A 14,682-nucleotide genomic window follows, 5' to 3' on the forward strand; every position below is an offset into this window, starting at 1 on the left:
GTATCAGCCCGCAGCGGAGCACGCAGGGGGCGGCGGGGGAGTGCCGGCCCGGCGTGCGGCGGGAGGTGCGACAGGTGGGGAAAGCAGCGACAGGCACGCGGCAGCACCCCGCTCAGCGCTGAGCTGAGGAGCCGAAAGAGAGCGGTGCGCGGGCTGGGTCATGGTTCGGCTATCGGTCGAGCTGAAGAACTGGGCAAGGCTGCGGCCCTGCCATGGGCAGCCCGAGTATGGCGCTTTCCTGGTCGCGGCTTCAAGCGCAGCTGGTCAGTGCCGGGCACCAAGGTGTAACGGGGGCCCGGCGGGCGTGGTTACTCGGCGGCTTCGGTGCCCAGTTCGGCCAGGGCCTCGGGCTGGTTCTTGAAGGCCTTGGCGAAGGTGTCGCGGTTCTTCGCCATGAAGATGCCGAGTTCCTCCACCTGCTGCTCGCTGAGCGAGGGCACGGCCTTGTGCAGCGCCTCGGCGAGCGCCTCGGCCAGTTCCAGCATCTTGTCGTAACGATCGGCTTCGGCCTTATCCATGAACAAGCGCTCCGGGTCGCGGCTGCTGCGGTACACCACTTCGACGGCCATTCATCACCTCATTCCTGTATCGGTTCAAGTTTGCTGTATGTGCATACAGTATTGGAAAGTGGCGGCCCAGCGCAAGCCCGGCTTCTCCTCCCATGGAAGCATTGCCTGTCGCCGCTGCGGGCGGCAGGCTGGCCTCCATTCTGCATAACCGTCATCTGTCGGGGCCAGCATGGCCTTTCCAAGCCAGTCAGGAGTGAACGCGTGAAACTGCAACAAGTCGATTCCCTGCGGGAGGGCATGCATGCCCTGGCGCAGTCCCTGGGCAATCTGCTGGTGGAGGCCTTCCACTACCTGGCGCTGTTCGGCATCGGCGCGATCACCGCCTGGGCCTCGGTGGTCGCCTTTCTCGGCATGCTGGAAAAGGGCCACATCACGGTTGACGACATCCTGTTGCTGTTCATCTACCTCGAACTGGGGGCCATGGTCGGCATCTACTTCAAGACCAACCACATGCCGGTGCGCTTCCTCATCTACGTGGCGATCACCGCGCTGACGCGCCTGCTGATCTCCGACGTGTCGCACCATAATCGCCCGGACATGGGCGTGGTCTACGTCTCCGGCGCCATTCTGCTGCTCGGCCTGGCGATCCTGGTGGTGCGTTTCGCCTCGGCGCGCTTCCCTTCGGTGCAGGTGCCGTCACGCCGGGGTCGCGAGCCGGAGGCCGGGGAGAGCTGAAGCCGGGCGCCCGGCTTCAGCCGGCGAGGGGCAGGCGCCGCTCCACCCGCAGCGGGCCGAACAGCTGCTGCGCCTGGTAGCTGCAGTAGTGCAGTTCAGTCACGGCCAGAGGCAGCGGCGGCAACTCGGCCAGGGCGGCCGCCCGTTCGCGCCAGGCCTCAGCGGCGATGCGCTGGCGGTACAGGCCGAGGGTCAGGTGCGGGCAGTAGGGCGCCTGGCGGACTTCCGTGGCGGCGCCGGCGAGCTGGCGGCGCAGCAGGGGCAGCTGCTGCCGCTGATCCGCGACCTGCAGGAAGGCGGCGCTGGCGAAGCTGTCCAGGCCGCCGATCTGCAGGCCGAAGGCGCGCGGGCGCAGTTGCGCCAGGGCCTGGCTTTGCCGCTCCAGCTGGGGCGCGGTGAAGTCGTCCGGGTGCTGGCGTTGTGAGGCGATGAAACCGCAGACGAACAGGGTGATATGCGCCTGGCGCTGGTAGGCCGGGTGCAGCCAGTCGCCGAGCAGCTCGCGCGCGGCCTGCATGCGCGCCAGCACGGCCGGGCAGTCGACGGCGATCGACCAGACGGCATAGCGCTGGCGCCCGCGGTGCCACTGCGGGTAGTCGCGCAGTTCGCAGGGCAGCGTGTGCGCCGGGCCGGCCTGGGCTTGCGACAGCAGCATCGGGCGTTCAGTCCGCGCGCCGGCCCAGGTGCAGGGCGAGCCCCAGGGTGATGGGGTAGGTCAGGTAATGCACGACGAAGATCAGCTGGCCCATGCGCCCGGGCTCGTCCTTCAGCCACATCAGCCCCCACAGGCCCAGGTACAGCACCCCGAGCACGCCGCCGTAGAGCAGCGCCAGGCCCCAGGCCTGGCCACGCAGCGGCAGATGGCCTTCAAGGTGGGCGAACAGCCAGCGCAGGCCGAGGGCGACGGCGATGGCCACCAGCAGGGTGGCGGGATAGCCGCCGAGCTTGAGCAGGCCGCGTACCAGCAGGTTGAGGACGAACACCGCCGCGGCGGCGCCCAGGGCGTAGCGATAGAGGGCGAAGTGCTGGAGCCTGAGCATGGTGTCGGTCGAGCCTGTGGTGGCGGCCGAAGCCTTTCTTCGGCGGGGCTGGCGCTAGTGTGCGCGGCAGCCGGCGAACCGGCAATGGCCGTCGCCGCGCCGGTGCCCGGCAGGGAACCCGCGCGGCGCCGCTGTGGTCAACCGCTAACTTGCCAAGAGGAATTTCGCCATGCTTACCCATGCCTTCATGCGTCGCCTGGCCGCCGTGCTGGTGGCCCTGCAGTTTGCCCTGTTCGCCCAGCTGCCGTTGGCCCAGGCGGCCATGCTCGGGACGCCGCAAGTCCTGCAGGAGCAACGGCAGCAGGTCGACCGACAACAGCTGCTGCGCATGCTCGATGACCAGCAGGTGCAGCAGAAACTGCTGGAGCTGGGGGTCGATCGGCAGCAGGTGGCGGAGCGCATCAACCGCCTGACGGCGGCCGAGCTGGCCCAGTTCAACCAGCAACTGGCGCAGGAACCGGCCGGCGGCATCATCGGCGTCATCGTGCTGTTGCTGGTGATCTTCATCATCACCGACATGCTCTGCGCCACGGATATCTTCAGCTTCGTCAAATGCGTGCGCTGAAGCCCGGTTACCTTGCCCTGGCGGGCCTGGCCCTGCTGCTCGCCGGCTGTGCCGGGCAGGTTCGCCTGCCGGCGCAGAGCGAGCGCCTGCCCGAGCGGGTGGAGCTGCGCGAGGTGCCGTTCTTTGCCCAGGATGCCTACCAGTGCGGCCCCGCCGCCCTGGCCACCCTGCTGGTGCAGCGCGGCGTGAACACCTCGCCCGAGGCCCTGCGCCCGCAGGTCTACCTGCCGGGGCGCAAGGGCAGCCTGAAGCTGGAGCTGGTCGCCGCCGCGCGCCAGCACGGCCTGCTGGTCTACCCGCTGCAGCCGCAGCTGGATGCCCTGCTGGCCCAGGTGGCGGCGGGCAACCCGGTGCTGGTGATGCAGAACCTGGGTTTCGACTGGTACCCGCAATGGCATTTCGCCGTGCTGGTCGGCTATGACCGGCCGCGCGGCGAACTGATCCTGCGCTCGGCGACGGTCAGGCGCTGGACCACCGACTTCAGCAGCTTCGACAAGACCTGGGCGCGCGCCCAGCGCTGGGCGGTGGTCACCCTGCCGGTGGAGCGGCTGCCGGCGGAGGCCAGTTTGCCGGCCTGGCTGCAGGCGGCCAGCGACCTGGAGGAAACCGGCCAGCGTGCCCTCGCCGAGCGGGCCTACCGCACGGCGGCGGCGCACTGGCCGAGCGAGCCGCTGCCGGCCTTCGCCCTGGGCAATGCGCGCTACGCCGCCGGCGATCGGGACGGTGCCGAGGCGGCGCTGCGCGACAGCCTGCGCCGCCAGGGGGATTTCGCCGTGGGCTGGTTCAACCTGAGCGAGCTGCTCAACGAGCGCGGCTGCCCGCAGCAGGCCAGTGCCGCGCGGGCCTGCGTGCGGCGCCTGGCGCCGGGTGACCCGCGCTTCGCGGTGCCGCTGGCACCGGCTCAGGCTGGCGCTGGCCGCTGCACCGAGTTGCCGAGCTGCCCGCAGCGCTGAGGCCGCGGATCGGCCGTATGTCGCCGTAGGGTGCGCCGTGCGCACCACAAAGCCCGCACAGTGCCCTGGTGCGCAGGGCGCACCCTACGGCCTCGATTCGGCCTTTGGACGGCGCGGCTCGAAGCGCGAACGGGCGGGCTCTACAGCCTGACGTCGAGGCCGAAGCGCTTCTTCAGGGTGGCGTCCAGCCAGCGCCGTGGCAGCCAGCGCGCCAGCAGCGGCAGGCTGTGGCAGCCATGGCCGAGGCGCAGCAGGGCGGGGCGCCTGGGGCGTTGCACGGCGGCCAGCAGGTCGGCGGCGAACTGGCTGGCCGGGGTCGGTTTGTCCTGGGAGGCATTGGCGCGGGCGCGGATGCCGTCGCGCAGCGGCCACCAGGGCGAATGCTCGCTGAGCAGCTGCTCGGCCTGGGCGCTGGCGTTGCTGCCGAAGCTGGAGGCGATGGCGCCGGGCTGCACTTCCATGACTTCGATGGCGAACGGCGCCAGCTCCATGCGCAGGGCATCGGACAGCGCGTGCACGGCCGCCTTGGAGGCACAGTAGGTGCCGGCGAAGGGCGTCACCAGCACGCTGGAGATGCTGCCGATATTCACCACCAGGCCGCGGCTGGCGCGCAGCAACGGGAAGCAGGCGCGGGTCAGTTCGACCAGGCTGAACACGTTGGTCTCGAACTGCTGGCGCATGGCCTCGGCGCCGCCATCGAGCAGCGGGCCCATGGCGCCGTAGCCGGCATTGTTGATCAGCACGTCGAGGCGCCCGGCTTCCTGCTGCACGCGGGCGACGGCCTGTTGCACGGCCCGGATATCGTTGACGTCCAGCGATACCGCGACGAAACCGGCCTCACTCAGCTCCGCCAGGTCGGCGGCTTTGCGCGCGCAGGCCCAGACCCGGTAACCGGCACCCTGGAAGGCGTCGGCCAGGGCGCGGCCGATGCCGCTGGAACATCCGGTGATCAGTACCACGGGCTGGCTCATGCGCGCTCCTTGTTGTTATGTGCGTTCGCATCCTACACAAGGGCGCTGTCGCCTGTACTTGCCTGGCGGGCCAGAGTGGCTGGCCCTGCGTGCCAACGTGGAGGGGCGCGGCAACTACTCCGCCGGCTGGTCGCGCAGGAACACCAGGCTGTCCGGCTTGGACTGCTCGGCGCTGTAGCGGTAGCCGGCATAGGCGAAGTCCTTCAGTCCGGCCGGGTCGCGCAGGCGTTCCTTGATCACGTAGCGGGCCATCAGGCCGCGGGCCTTCTTGGCGTAGAAGCTGATGATCTTGTACTGGCCGTTCTTCAGGTCCTTGAACTCGGTGTCGATGATCCGCGCACTCAGGGCCTTGCGCTTGACCGCGCCGAAGTACTCGTTGGAGGCCAGGTTGAGCAGCACTTCGTCGCCCTGTTCGGCCAGGGCGTCATTGAGCCAGCCGCTGATGCGCTCGCCCCAGAAATCGTAGAGGTTGTTGCCGCGGGCGTTAGCCAGCTTGGTGCCCATTTCCAGGCGGTAGGGCTGCATCAGGTCGAGCGGGCGCAGCACGCCGTACAGGCCGGAGAGCATGCGCAGGTGGGTTTGCGCGAAGTCGAAGTCGGCCTCGCTGAAGTCCTCGGCATTCAACCCGGTGTACACATCGCCCTTGAACGCCAGCAGCGCCTGTTTGGCGTTGGCCGGGGTGAATGCCGGGTGCCAGCTGCCGTAGCGGGCGACGTTGAGGGCGGCGAGCTTGTCCGACAGGTGCATCAGCTCGCCGATCTGCTGCGGGCTCATCTCGCGCAGCTGGCCGATCAGTTCCTGGGCATGGTCCAGGTGCGCGGGCTGGGTGAAGCGCGCGGTGGCCGGCGGCGTCTCGTAGTCCAGGGTCTTGGCGGGGGAAATCACCATCAGCATCGGATCGTCTCCATAAAACGTGGCGGCGATTCTAACAGGCCGTTGGAAAACTACCTGCGTTGGCAATGCGGGGCATGGCTCCAGCTATCGGGGCGATCAGTCACAGACTGTGGGTCGGGCAGCGGTTATAGTGCTCGCCGCGCGGCCGATCGGCCGCGTCTTCCATTCATCGCTCTGACAAGGAGGTCGCAGTGAGTCTTCTCCCTCGCGCCGTGTTATCCCTGCTGTTCGCATCCACCGCTGCCCTGGCCCAGGCCGAGCAGCTGCCCATCGAAGTGCTCAGCGCCGTGGTCAAGGACCAGCGCATCGCCGACGCCGAGGTGCTGGTACAGAAGAACGGCGCGCAGACCGTGGTCGGCAAGACCAACGCCCAGGGCCAGGTCAGCCTGACCACCGCCTTCGCCGATGACGCCGCCAGCCTGCTGATCATCAAGAAGGCCGGCTACTCCAATCTGGTCGCCAAGTGCCCGTGCAAGGGCATGACCTACGCCATCAGCCCGGTGATGCAGAGCCTCGACGGCATGCGCGTGGTGCTCAGCTGGGGCCGGGCTCCGGCCGACCTCGACTCGCATATCGCCTACCCGGGCAACCATGTGTTCTTCGGCGAGAAGCAGGGCCAGCAGGCCAACCTGGATGTCGACGACACCGACAGCTACGGCCCGGAAACCATCACCCTGCAGAAGAAGCGCTTCGGCGAGACCTACGTGTACGCCGTGCATGACTTCATCAACAGCACCACCCCGTCGGCCAATGCCCTGAGCACCAGCCAGGCCAAGGTGTTCGTCTATGTCGGCCAGTCGCTGGTGCGCACCTACTACGTGCCCCAGGGCCAGCGCGGCAACCTGTGGACGGTGTTCCGCATCACCGGCAACGGCGACTTCCAGGACATCAACCAGCTGCAGGGCATCAGTGGCGAAAGCGCCGCCATCGGCGGCATCCTCCAGCCGCTGCAGAACGAAGGGCAGAGCATTGCCAGCCTGACCGCCACACAAGCCGCCCAGGGCGACGCCAAGGCGCTCAACCGCCAGGGCGAGACGGCCTACCATGCCGGCCAGCTGGACCAGGCCATCGACTTCTACCGGCAAGCCATCGAACTGGACGCCAACTACGGCCAGGCCTACGGCAACCTCGGCCTGGCCTACCAGAAGGCCGGGCGCACCGCCGAGGCAATCTGGGCCAACCGCAAGGCCATCGCCCTGGCCAGCGGCGCCAGTGCGGCCACCGTGCGCGCCGGCTCCTACTACAACATCGCGCGCATCTACGAGGCGGCCGAGCAGTATGACGACGCCCTGCGCCACTACCACCTGGCCAAGGAACAGAAGGCCAACCCGGTGTACGACAAGGCCATCCTGCGCGTGCAGGATCGCAGCTGATCCGGCGCCGACCCAGACAACGCGCTCCTCAGGGGCGCGTTTTTCATTCAAGGAAGAATACTCATGCTGATCAGAACCCTGTTGCTCGGTCTCGGCCTGCTGGCCGGCAGCGCCCAGGCCGCCGGCCCCGCGACCTTCGCCACCCTCGATCGCGGCACCTGGCCCGAGCCGCTGCACAGCCAGGCCGCCTTCGATAGCGCCTCGCGCGCGGAAATCCTCATGTTCGCCCAGGCCCTGCAGGCCAGCGAAGGGCTCGACGAAGCAGGCTGGAAAACCCGCCTGGGCCTGAAATCGGCCAACCTGCAGTCGATCGCCCAGGTGCGCGAACGTTTCTGGCAGCGCCTGCTGGAGAACTATCGTTTCGCCCGGCAGAGCTGCACGCCGGCCAGCGATTTCTGCGCTCCGGCGGAAGATGTCGCCGGGCTGCGCGAGCAGGCCAGGCAGCTGGTGATCGCCCCGGACTCGCGCTACTTCGCCTGGGCCGAGGCCAGCCAGCGTTTCCACCTCGGCTACCTCAACGAGCAGATGCGCCTGGCCGCGCTGTTCCCGCGGATCAGCAGCGAGATCGCGCTGTTCTCCGACCAGGAGCGCAACGGCGACGAGCTGGCCGACAGGCAGTTCCTCCTGACCTTCGACGACGGCCCCACGGCGCTCGGCGGCCACACTGACAAGCTGGCGGCTTGGCTGCGCGAGCAGGGCCTCAACGGCACCTTCTACGTGCTCGGCAGCAACCTGCAGCAGCGCCTGCAGAAAACCTCGGCCGCGGCCCTGAACCAGCTGTATGCCGGCCAGTGCGTGGCCTCCCACGGCTGGGAGCACAAGGCCCACACCAGCTGGGCCGACTGGCAGGGCTCGGTGAGCCGCACCCGTGAGCTGTTGCAGCGCGAACTGCCGGCGCTTTACCTGCCGCTATTCCGCCCGCCCTATGGCCAGCGCCAGGCCGACAGCCAGGCTTTCTTCGCCAGTCAGGGGCTGCAGGTGGCGCTGTGGCAGATCGACTCGCAGGACTGGAGCAGCAAGGTTGGCGCCGAGGCCGCCGGCCAGCGCGTGCTGACCCTGATGCTGCTGTGGCGCCGTGGTGTCGTGCTGTTCCACGACATCCACAACAAGGCCGCCGGCGCCTTGCCCTGGCTGCTGCAGGCCAGCAACGGGGCCGGGGTGAACTGGCTGGATTGCCACGACTACCGCTGAATCGAGCGCTGAATCGGGGGCGTATTCTGGGCGTGCCGAGGGGGCTTGGCAGGCGGGCCGCAGTGGGCTCGCCGAGGGGCATGACTTCCGACTTTAACGGGGGCGTTCGGGTACGCCAAGGGTTATTCGTCGAGCCGATAAAAAAGTCCGGCAGCGATGAAAAAGTTCTTTTTTCTGTCATCCCGAATGGAGTATTAACGAAGACAGACCGTCGAACCCTGCAGCACAGGTGGCGGCTTAAGGCCATCACCTTTGCGTGCATTTTCCGGCTCTGGCCGGGAGGCCGACGGCCCTTCGTCGGAGCGCTTTGCCGGCTCCGCATGGCCCGCAGATAAGGTGACCGAGTATGGATGATCACGGACACAGCCGTTCCACCCAGCCCACCCTCTACGTCCTCGACACCAACGTCCTGATCCACGATCCCAACGCGCTGCTGAACTTCCAGGAACACCACGTCGCCATCCCCATGACCGTGCTCGAGGAGCTGGACAAGCTCAAGGCCGGCAAGCACTCGGTCGCCGCCGAGTGTCGCCAGGCCATTCGCCTGATCGACCAGGTGCTCGGCGATGCGATTCCCGAAGACGTCGAGAAGGGCGTGCCGATCCAGCGGGGCAAGAGCGGGCCGAAAGGCAGCCTGTCGATCCTCATGAGCAAGCGCGCCGAGCCGATCACCTGGCTGCCGGAAAACCTCAACGACAACAAGATCATCAACCAGCTGGTCGACCTGCGCAGCAGCAACCCGGGCATGCGCGTGGTGCTGGTGACCAAGGACATCAACATGCGCCTGAAGGCGCGTGCCTGCGGCATCTCCGCCGAGGACTACCACACCGACCAGCTGGTCGACGACGTGTCCCTGCTGTCACGCGGTTACCACAACATGGCGGGCTCGTTCTGGGACCGCGTGAGCAAGGTCGAGACCCGTCAGGGCCACGGCCGCACCTGGCACCAGGTGCAGCTCACCGACAACCTGCCGGCCGTGCATGTCAACGAGTTCATCATCGACGAGCAGGGCTTCGTCGGCTGGGTCAAGGGCATCGAGGGACGCACCCTGACCATTCTCGACCTGCACCAGGAGCCGCTGCTGCATCAGGAAGCCTGGGGCCTCAAGCCGCGCGACATCTACCAGTCGCTGGCGCTGTTCGCCCTGCTCGATCCGGACATCCACCTGGTCAACCTGTCCGGCGCCGCCGGTTCGGGCAAGACCATCCTGGCGCTGGCCGCGGCCATCGAGCAGACCATGGTCAGCAAGCGCTACCGGCGGATCATCGCCACCCGCAGCGTGCAGGGCCTGGACGAGGACATCGGCTTCCTGCCCGGCACCGAGGCGGAGAAGATGGAGCCCTGGCTGGGCGCCATCACCGACAACCTGGAAGCGCTGCACATGGACGACGAGAGCACCCACGGCAGCGTCGACTACATCCTGCAGAAGGTGCCGCTGCAGTTCAAATCGCTCAACTACATCCGCGGGCGCAGTTTCCAGCACAGCCTGATCCTGATCGACGAGTGCCAGAACCTCACCCCGCACCAGATGAAGACCATCATCACCCGCGCCGGTACCGGCTCCAAGGTGATCTGCCTGGGCAACCTGGCGCAGATCGACACGCCTTACCTGTCCGCCACCAGTTCCGGCCTCACCTACCTCACCGAGCGCTTCAAGGACTTCGAGCACGGCGTGCACATCACCCTGCAGGGCGTGCCGCGTTCGCTGCTGGCCGAGTACGCGGAAACCCACATGTAAATCACGCGGTATTCCCCTCTCCCATTCGGGGGAGGGGAAGCGCGCTTCGGCTGCCGGCGGCGTTACAATGGCCGTATCTCTCCCGGAGCAAGACCGTGCTGACCCATCTCGATTCCCAAGGCCGCGCCAACATGGTGGATGTCACCGACAAGGCGTCGACCTCCCGCGAGGCCGTGGCCGAAGCCCGCGTGCGCATGCTGCCCGCCACCCTGCAGCTGATCGCCAGCGGCGGCCATCCGAAAGGCGACGTGTTCGCCGTGGCGCGCATCGCCGGCATCCAGGCGGCGAAGAAGACCTCTGATTTGATCCCGCTGTGCCATCCGCTGCTGCTGACCAGCGTCAAGGTCGAGCTGGAAGCCTGTGGCGACGACTGCGTGCGCATCCAGGCGCGCTGCAAGCTGGCCGGGCAGACCGGGGTGGAGATGGAGGCGCTGACCGCCGCCAGCGTCGCCGCGCTGACGATCTACGACATGTGCAAGGCGGTGGACCGCGGCATGGTCATCGAGTCGGTGCGCCTGCTGGAGAAACTCGGCGGCAAGAGCGGCCACTTCGTGGCGGGGGAGCAGGCATGATCCGCGTGCAGTATTTCGCCCGTTACCGTGAGGTGCTCGGCATCGATGGCGAGCAGCTGCAACCGGCCAGCCTGGCCAGCCTGGACCAGCTGCGCCGGCACCTGCTCAGCCGTGGCGGCGTGTGGCAGGTGCTGGCCGAGGCGAACCTGATGTGCGCGCGCAACCAGGAGCTGTGCAGCCTGGAAACCGAACTGGCCGATGGCGATGAAGTGGCGTTCTTTCCCACGGTTACCGGAGGTTAGGTCATGAGCGTGCGCGTCGAACCTGCGGCCTTCGATCCCGGCGTCGAGCTGAATGCCCTGCATGCGGCCCAGCTGGGCATCGGCGCGGTGGTCGGCTTCGTCGGCTACGTGCGCGACTTCAATGACGGCCAGGACGTGCGCGGCATGTTCCTCGAGCACTACCCGGGCATGACCGAGAAGGCCCTGCAGCAGATCGTCACGGAAGCCGAGCAGCGCTGGCCGCTGCTGCGGGTGGAAATCGTCCACCGCGTCGGCCAGTTGCCGCCGGGCGAGCCGATCGTCTTCGTCGGCACCGCCAGCGCCCACCGCCAGGCGGCCTTCGACGCCTGCAACTTCATCATGGATTACCTCAAGACCCGCGCGCCGTTCTGGAAGAAGGAAGACACCCCCGAAGGTGCGCGCTGGGTGGAAGGACGCAGCAGCGATCAGGATGCGGCCGGGCGCTGGGCCAAGCGCTGAGCGTCTGTTGACGACCTCTCGGATTTATCGGTGGCAATGTAGTCGCTACCTGTTGCATCCGTCCTCGGCTCTAGTGGGAGCGGATTTATCCGCGATAAGCAGGCCACTCGGAGCCGGCCCCGATCGCGAATGAATTCGCGACCAGGAACAAGCCGATCCGCCGCAAGCACCTACCCCGTACGCACCCTACGGCATCAGGCCGGGTTGGCCGCTTCTTCCGCGGCCAGGCGCTGGATGTAGCGGGCGAAGCCTGGGTCCTCGCCGCGCAGCAGTTCCGGCAGGCGCTGGCGGAAGTCCTCGCGGCGGCTCCATTCGCGCATGTAGTCCTCCCAGGAGTGCCAGCGGCGCAACTTCTTCTCGTCCATGCCCTCTTCGTAGACCAGCAGGTAGGCGCGCTCGAACAGCGAGATGAGCATGTCGAAGATCACCCACATGCGCTCGCGCTGCTCGTCGGTCAGATCGGGGGTGGCGCGCTGGCTGCGCAGGCGCAGGTCGGGGTTGTTCAGCACCACTTCGAGGAAGTCGATGTAGGCGTCGGAGATCTGCTGCCAGGTGGCTTCTTCCTCGTTCTCGCGCTCCTTGCGCTGTTCGAAGATGAACACGCCGATGGCGAAGGGCAGCGCCACCACGGTGACGATATAGGACAGCAGTTCCCAGGTTTCGATAGGCATGGCGGGCTCGCGGGGCTGTGTGGCGCGGGTAGGCAGCGGGGATCGGCTTTCTGCGCGGGGATACTGGCTGTCGCCCCCTTGCGCTGGTGCGCAGCGAGTGTGCCGCATGGCGGGCGCGGCGTCGATGTCGCGGGGGCTCTGTTGCCCGTTGCTGCAGGCATCCCGGCGAGAGCAGGACGGCGCTCGGGCGGCAGGCGACAGCGGCTGCTCGTTGCGCCGTTTGCCATCGGCGATTTTGCCGGGCTCATACATAGCCATGGGATATGCATAACATAATAAATATGCATTTGATAAATGCCTGGAGCGAGCGGATTCTTGGATCGCGGCGGTGACCGGGTGGTCATCCAGTGCGATGTGAAGTGGGCTTGCAACTGACGGCCAGCTTCACAGCGAACCCCGATTCCAGAGGAAAACAAGATGAATAAGACTCTCCGCTCCCTGTTGTTCTGTGCCAGCCTCGGTGCCCTGCCGTTCGCTGCCGCTCAGGCCGCCGAAGGGCCGACCCTGCGTATCGCCACTGAAGGCGCCTACCCACCCTTCAACTTCTTCACCGCCGATGGCCAGCTGGGCGGTTTCGACATCGAGATCGGCCGCGCCCTGTGTGCCCAGATGAAGGCCCAGTGCGAGTTCGTCGCCCAGGACTGGGACGGCATCATCCCGGCGCTCTTGGCTGACAAGTACGACTTGATCATCGCCTCCATGTTCATCACCGAGGAACGCAAGCAGAAGGTCGCCTTCACCAACCCCTACCAGAAGTCGGCCATGAGCTTCGTGGTGCCCAAGGATTCCGACCTGAAGGACTTCTCGCCCAAGGGCCTGGCCGGCAAGACCATCGGTGCACAGGGTTCCACCACCCAGGGCGACTACCTCTCGGCCATGTTCCCGGACTCCGACGTGCGCCTGTACCCGACCCAGGACGCGGTCAACCTGGACTTGGTCTCCGGCCGCCTGGACGCCCAGGTCGGCGACATGATTCCGATGCTGGAGTGGACGGGCAAGAGCGAGGACGGCGCCTGCTGCGTGCTGGCCGGCGCGCCGATCAGCGAGGCCAAGTACGTGGGCGAGGGCGTCGGCATCGCCCTGCGCAAGGAAGACGCGGCCCTGCGCGACCAGCTCAACCAGGCGCTGGCGGCGATCATCGCCGATGGCACCTACAAGACCATCAACGACAAGTACTTCTCGGTCAACCTGCTGACCCTGCAGAAGTGATCCACGGCCGCCTGCCGGTGAGCCCACGCGGGTTCGCTGGCGGGCGGCTGGGTTCGCATTTTTCTTCCTTCTGATCGAGAAGAGGCTGTTCTATGGAGTGGCTCTCCTACCTGAGTTTTACCGGTGGCGGCTGGGGCGACGAGTTGCTGCGCGGCCTGGGGGTGACCCTGGCGCTGGCGGCGGCCAGCCTGCCGGTCGGCCTGGCCCTGGGGCTGGCCGTGGCGGCACTCGGCCTGTGCCGGCGGACGCTGTGGCGCGGCCTGTCGGTCGGCTTCAGCACCACCATCCGCGGTCTGCCGGAATTGCTGACCCTGTTCATCATCTACCACGGCGTGGGCCTGGCGCTTAACAGCCTGCTCAAGTGGTTCAGCCCGGGGGCCGCGTCCTTCGAGCTGAGCCCCTTCCTGGCCGGGGTGATCGCCCTGGGCCTGGTGTTCGCCGGTTACTCCAGCGAGGTCTGGCGCGGTGCCTGGCAGTCGCTGGACCGGGGCCAGCTGGAAGCGGCCCAGGCCATCGGCGTGCGCCGGCTGACCATCTTTCGCCTGATCGAGCTGCCGCAGCTGCTGCGCCTTGCGCTGCCGGGGCTGGGCAACCTGTGGATCAGCCTGATCAAGGACACCGCGCTGGTGTCGGTGATCGCGCTGAACGACCTGATGCGCATGGCCAACGTGGCGGTGGGGGTGACCAAGAAACCCTTCCTGTTCTTCGCCGTGGTGTGCCTGGTCTACTGGGCCATCTGCCTGCTCTGCGAGTGGGGCCTGGCCCGCCTGGAGCAGCGCGCCAACCGGGGCTTCGAACGTGAGGGGCGCGCAGCATGATCGACATCCTCGAACGTTTCGGCGGCCAACTGCTGGCCGGCGCCGGGCTGACCCTGCAGATCACCCTGATCGCCTCCCTGCTGGCGTGCTGCCTGTCGCTGCCGCTGGCGCTGCTGCGGCGCAGCCCGAGCGTGGCCTGGCGCTGGCCGGTGCGGCTGTACGTGTCGTTCTTTCGCGGTACGCCGCTGCTGGCCCAGTTGTTCCTGGTCTATTACGGCTCCGGGCAGTTCCGCGTGCCGCTGACCGAGGCGGGGCTGTGGTGGTTCTTCCGCGACCCGTACTACTGCGCGCTACTGACCTTTGTGCTCAATTCCACCGCCTACCAGGTGGAAATCCTCCGTGGCGGTCTGCGCGCGGTGCCCAGCGGGCAGATCGAGGCGGGCATCGCCCTGGGTCTGCGCAAGTTTGAGCTGTACCGCCGGATCATCCTGCCCAACGCCTACCGCATCGCGTTCCCGGCGCTGGGCAACGAGATCATCCTGCTGCTCAAGGGCAGCGCAGTGGTCAGCGTGATCACCGTGCTCGACGTGATGGGCCAGACCCGCCGCGCCTTCTCGCAGACCTTCGACCTGTCCGTGTACTTCTGGGCCGCCGTGCTCTACCTGCTGATGACCACGATCTTCGTGCTGCTCTGGCGGCGCCTGGAGCGCTGCCTGACCCGCCATCTGCACTGCCGCAGCGCCCAGCCGGGCAAGCGTCGCGGCCTGTTCACCCGCCTTTCCACAGGAGTGGCCCCATGACC

Annotated in this window: 18 protein-coding genes; 12 read left to right on the forward strand and 6 right to left on the reverse strand. The window is 67.3% G+C overall.

The features are described 5' to 3' along the window. Nucleotides 1-308 precede the first annotated feature (308 nt). Nucleotides 309-569 (reverse strand): YebG family protein, encoded by a 261-nt coding sequence (locus tag F3I62_RS12110; protein WP_160489891.1) that lies wholly within the window; start codon nt 567-569, stop codon nt 309-311. A 237-nt stretch (nt 570-806) separates the two neighbouring features. Here F3I62_RS12110 and F3I62_RS12115 point away from each other — a divergent pair, with 237 nt between their 5' ends. After that, nucleotides 807-1,244, forward strand: a complete 438-nt coding sequence (locus F3I62_RS12115; protein ID WP_218572855.1) for a phosphate-starvation-inducible protein PsiE — start codon at nt 807-809, stop codon at nt 1,242-1,244. A 16-nt stretch (nt 1,245-1,260) separates the two neighbouring features. Here F3I62_RS12115 and F3I62_RS12120 read toward each other — a convergent pair whose 3' ends face one another. Continuing rightward, nucleotides 1,261-1,899, reverse strand: a complete 639-nt coding sequence (locus F3I62_RS12120) for a 2'-5' RNA ligase family protein (protein WP_160489893.1) — start codon at nt 1,897-1,899, stop codon at nt 1,261-1,263. 7 nt (nt 1,900-1,906) lie between these two features. Continuing rightward, nucleotides 1,907-2,284 carry a hypothetical protein gene (locus F3I62_RS12125; RefSeq protein WP_160489894.1) on the reverse strand — a complete coding sequence of 126 codons (378 nt, stop codon included), beginning with the start codon at nt 2,282-2,284 and terminating at the stop codon, nt 1,907-1,909. Between the two features lie 169 nt (nt 2,285-2,453). On the opposite strand from F3I62_RS12125, the gene F3I62_RS12130 reads away from it, so the two are divergent. Continuing rightward, on the forward strand, nt 2,454-2,849 hold the full coding sequence (locus F3I62_RS12130) for a PA2779 family protein (protein WP_160489895.1): 396 nt from the start codon (nt 2,454-2,456) through the stop codon (nt 2,847-2,849). Continuing rightward, on the forward strand, nt 2,837-3,802 hold the full coding sequence (locus F3I62_RS12135) for a PA2778 family cysteine peptidase (RefSeq protein WP_160489896.1): 966 nt from the start codon (nt 2,837-2,839) through the stop codon (nt 3,800-3,802). The genes F3I62_RS12130 and F3I62_RS12135 overlap by 13 nt, the downstream gene beginning before the upstream one ends. 140 nt (nt 3,803-3,942) lie before the next feature. Here F3I62_RS12135 and F3I62_RS12140 read toward each other — a convergent pair whose 3' ends face one another. Together F3I62_RS12140 and yaaA are read right to left on the reverse strand one after the other, a co-directional pair. Beyond that, the gene (locus F3I62_RS12140) at nt 3,943-4,773 is read right to left on the reverse strand and encodes an SDR family oxidoreductase (protein ID WP_160489897.1); all 831 of its coding nucleotides are present in this window, start codon (nt 4,771-4,773) and stop codon (nt 3,943-3,945) included. A gap of 114 nt (nt 4,774-4,887) precedes the next feature. Beyond that, entirely contained in the window at nt 4,888-5,667 is a 780-nt protein-coding gene (gene yaaA, locus F3I62_RS12145) for a peroxide stress protein YaaA (protein ID WP_160489898.1), read from the reverse strand. A gap of 212 nt (nt 5,668-5,879) precedes the next feature. Between yaaA and F3I62_RS12150 the strand changes: the two genes are divergently transcribed. The 6 genes from F3I62_RS12150 (at nt 5,880) to moaE (ending at nt 11,242) form a co-directional block, all read left to right on the forward strand. Next, nucleotides 5,880-7,040 (forward strand): tetratricopeptide repeat protein, encoded by a 1,161-nt coding sequence (locus F3I62_RS12150; RefSeq protein WP_160490037.1) that lies wholly within the window; start codon nt 5,880-5,882, stop codon nt 7,038-7,040. A 63-nt stretch (nt 7,041-7,103) separates the two neighbouring features. Then, nucleotides 7,104-8,231 (forward strand): polysaccharide deacetylase family protein, encoded by a 1,128-nt coding sequence (locus F3I62_RS12155; protein WP_160489899.1) that lies wholly within the window; start codon nt 7,104-7,106, stop codon nt 8,229-8,231. Between the two features lie 346 nt (nt 8,232-8,577). Then, a complete protein-coding gene (locus F3I62_RS12160; protein ID WP_160489900.1) occupies nt 8,578-9,969 on the forward strand; it encodes a PhoH family protein in 1,392 nt (463 codons plus the stop codon). Between the two features lie 95 nt (nt 9,970-10,064). After that, nucleotides 10,065-10,541, forward strand: coding sequence for a cyclic pyranopterin monophosphate synthase MoaC (gene moaC, locus F3I62_RS12165; RefSeq protein WP_160489901.1), 477 nt, complete (start codon nt 10,065-10,067; stop codon nt 10,539-10,541). After that, a complete protein-coding gene (locus tag F3I62_RS12170) occupies nt 10,538-10,783 on the forward strand; it encodes a MoaD/ThiS family protein (protein ID WP_160489902.1) in 246 nt (81 codons plus the stop codon). Before moaC ends, F3I62_RS12170 begins: the two co-directional genes overlap by 4 nt. Before the next feature lie 3 nt (nt 10,784-10,786). Further along, nucleotides 10,787-11,242 (forward strand): molybdopterin synthase catalytic subunit MoaE, encoded by a 456-nt coding sequence (gene moaE / locus F3I62_RS12175; protein ID WP_160489903.1) that lies wholly within the window; start codon nt 10,787-10,789, stop codon nt 11,240-11,242. A 194-nt stretch (nt 11,243-11,436) separates the two neighbouring features. Here moaE and F3I62_RS12180 read toward each other — a convergent pair whose 3' ends face one another. Then, nucleotides 11,437-11,913 carry a hypothetical protein gene (locus tag F3I62_RS12180; protein WP_160489904.1) on the reverse strand — a complete coding sequence of 159 codons (477 nt, stop codon included), beginning with the start codon at nt 11,911-11,913 and terminating at the stop codon, nt 11,437-11,439. A 417-nt stretch (nt 11,914-12,330) separates the two neighbouring features. Between F3I62_RS12180 and F3I62_RS12185 the strand changes: the two genes are divergently transcribed. The 3 genes from F3I62_RS12185 (at nt 12,331) to F3I62_RS12195 (ending at nt 14,680) form a co-directional block, all read left to right on the forward strand. Continuing rightward, nucleotides 12,331-13,122, forward strand: a complete 792-nt coding sequence (locus F3I62_RS12185) for an ABC transporter substrate-binding protein (protein ID WP_160489905.1) — start codon at nt 12,331-12,333, stop codon at nt 13,120-13,122. A 92-nt stretch (nt 13,123-13,214) separates the two neighbouring features. Then, entirely contained in the window at nt 13,215-13,940 is a 726-nt protein-coding gene (locus tag F3I62_RS12190; RefSeq protein ID WP_160489906.1) for an ABC transporter permease, read from the forward strand. Then, nucleotides 13,937-14,680 carry an ABC transporter permease gene (locus F3I62_RS12195; protein WP_160489907.1) on the forward strand — a complete coding sequence of 248 codons (744 nt, stop codon included), beginning with the start codon at nt 13,937-13,939 and terminating at the stop codon, nt 14,678-14,680. The genes F3I62_RS12190 and F3I62_RS12195 overlap by 4 nt, the downstream gene beginning before the upstream one ends. Nucleotides 14,681-14,682 lie beyond the last annotated feature (2 nt).

The organism is Pseudomonas sp. R-28-1W-6, from assembly GCF_009799925.1.
In the GTDB taxonomy this organism is placed as follows: domain Bacteria; phylum Pseudomonadota; class Gammaproteobacteria; order Pseudomonadales; family Pseudomonadaceae; genus Aquipseudomonas.

Bases quoted from the DNA above. Each gene is read 5' to 3' on its own strand.
- F3I62_RS12115 (WP_218572855.1), top strand. From the start codon at position 807: ATGCATGCCCTGGCGCAGTCCCTGGGCAATCTGCTGGTGGAGGCCTTC.
- F3I62_RS12110 (WP_160489891.1), bottom strand. From the start codon at position 569: ATGGCCGTCGAAGTGGTGTACCGCAGCAGCCGCGACCCGGAGCGCTTG.
- F3I62_RS12195 (WP_160489907.1), top strand. From the start codon at position 13,937: ATGATCGACATCCTCGAACGTTTCGGCGGCCAACTGCTGGCCGGCGCC.
- F3I62_RS12160 (WP_160489900.1), top strand. From the start codon at position 8,578: ATGGATGATCACGGACACAGCCGTTCCACCCAGCCCACCCTCTACGTC.
- yaaA (WP_160489898.1), bottom strand. From the start codon at position 5,667: ATGCTGATGGTGATTTCCCCCGCCAAGACCCTGGACTACGAGACGCCG.
- F3I62_RS12125 (WP_160489894.1), bottom strand. From the start codon at position 2,284: ATGCTCAGGCTCCAGCACTTCGCCCTCTATCGCTACGCCCTGGGCGCC.
- F3I62_RS12155 (WP_160489899.1), top strand. From the start codon at position 7,104: ATGCTGATCAGAACCCTGTTGCTCGGTCTCGGCCTGCTGGCCGGCAGC.
- F3I62_RS12170 (WP_160489902.1), top strand. From the start codon at position 10,538: ATGATCCGCGTGCAGTATTTCGCCCGTTACCGTGAGGTGCTCGGCATC.
- F3I62_RS12180 (WP_160489904.1), bottom strand. From the start codon at position 11,913: ATGCCTATCGAAACCTGGGAACTGCTGTCCTATATCGTCACCGTGGTG.
- F3I62_RS12185 (WP_160489905.1), top strand. From the start codon at position 12,331: ATGAATAAGACTCTCCGCTCCCTGTTGTTCTGTGCCAGCCTCGGTGCC.
- F3I62_RS12190 (WP_160489906.1), top strand. From the start codon at position 13,215: ATGGAGTGGCTCTCCTACCTGAGTTTTACCGGTGGCGGCTGGGGCGAC.
- moaE (WP_160489903.1), top strand. From the start codon at position 10,787: ATGAGCGTGCGCGTCGAACCTGCGGCCTTCGATCCCGGCGTCGAGCTG.
- F3I62_RS12140 (WP_160489897.1), bottom strand. From the start codon at position 4,773: ATGAGCCAGCCCGTGGTACTGATCACCGGATGTTCCAGCGGCATCGGC.
- F3I62_RS12120 (WP_160489893.1), bottom strand. From the start codon at position 1,899: ATGCTGCTGTCGCAAGCCCAGGCCGGCCCGGCGCACACGCTGCCCTGC.
- F3I62_RS12135 (WP_160489896.1), top strand. From the start codon at position 2,837: ATGCGTGCGCTGAAGCCCGGTTACCTTGCCCTGGCGGGCCTGGCCCTG.
- F3I62_RS12130 (WP_160489895.1), top strand. From the start codon at position 2,454: ATGCTTACCCATGCCTTCATGCGTCGCCTGGCCGCCGTGCTGGTGGCC.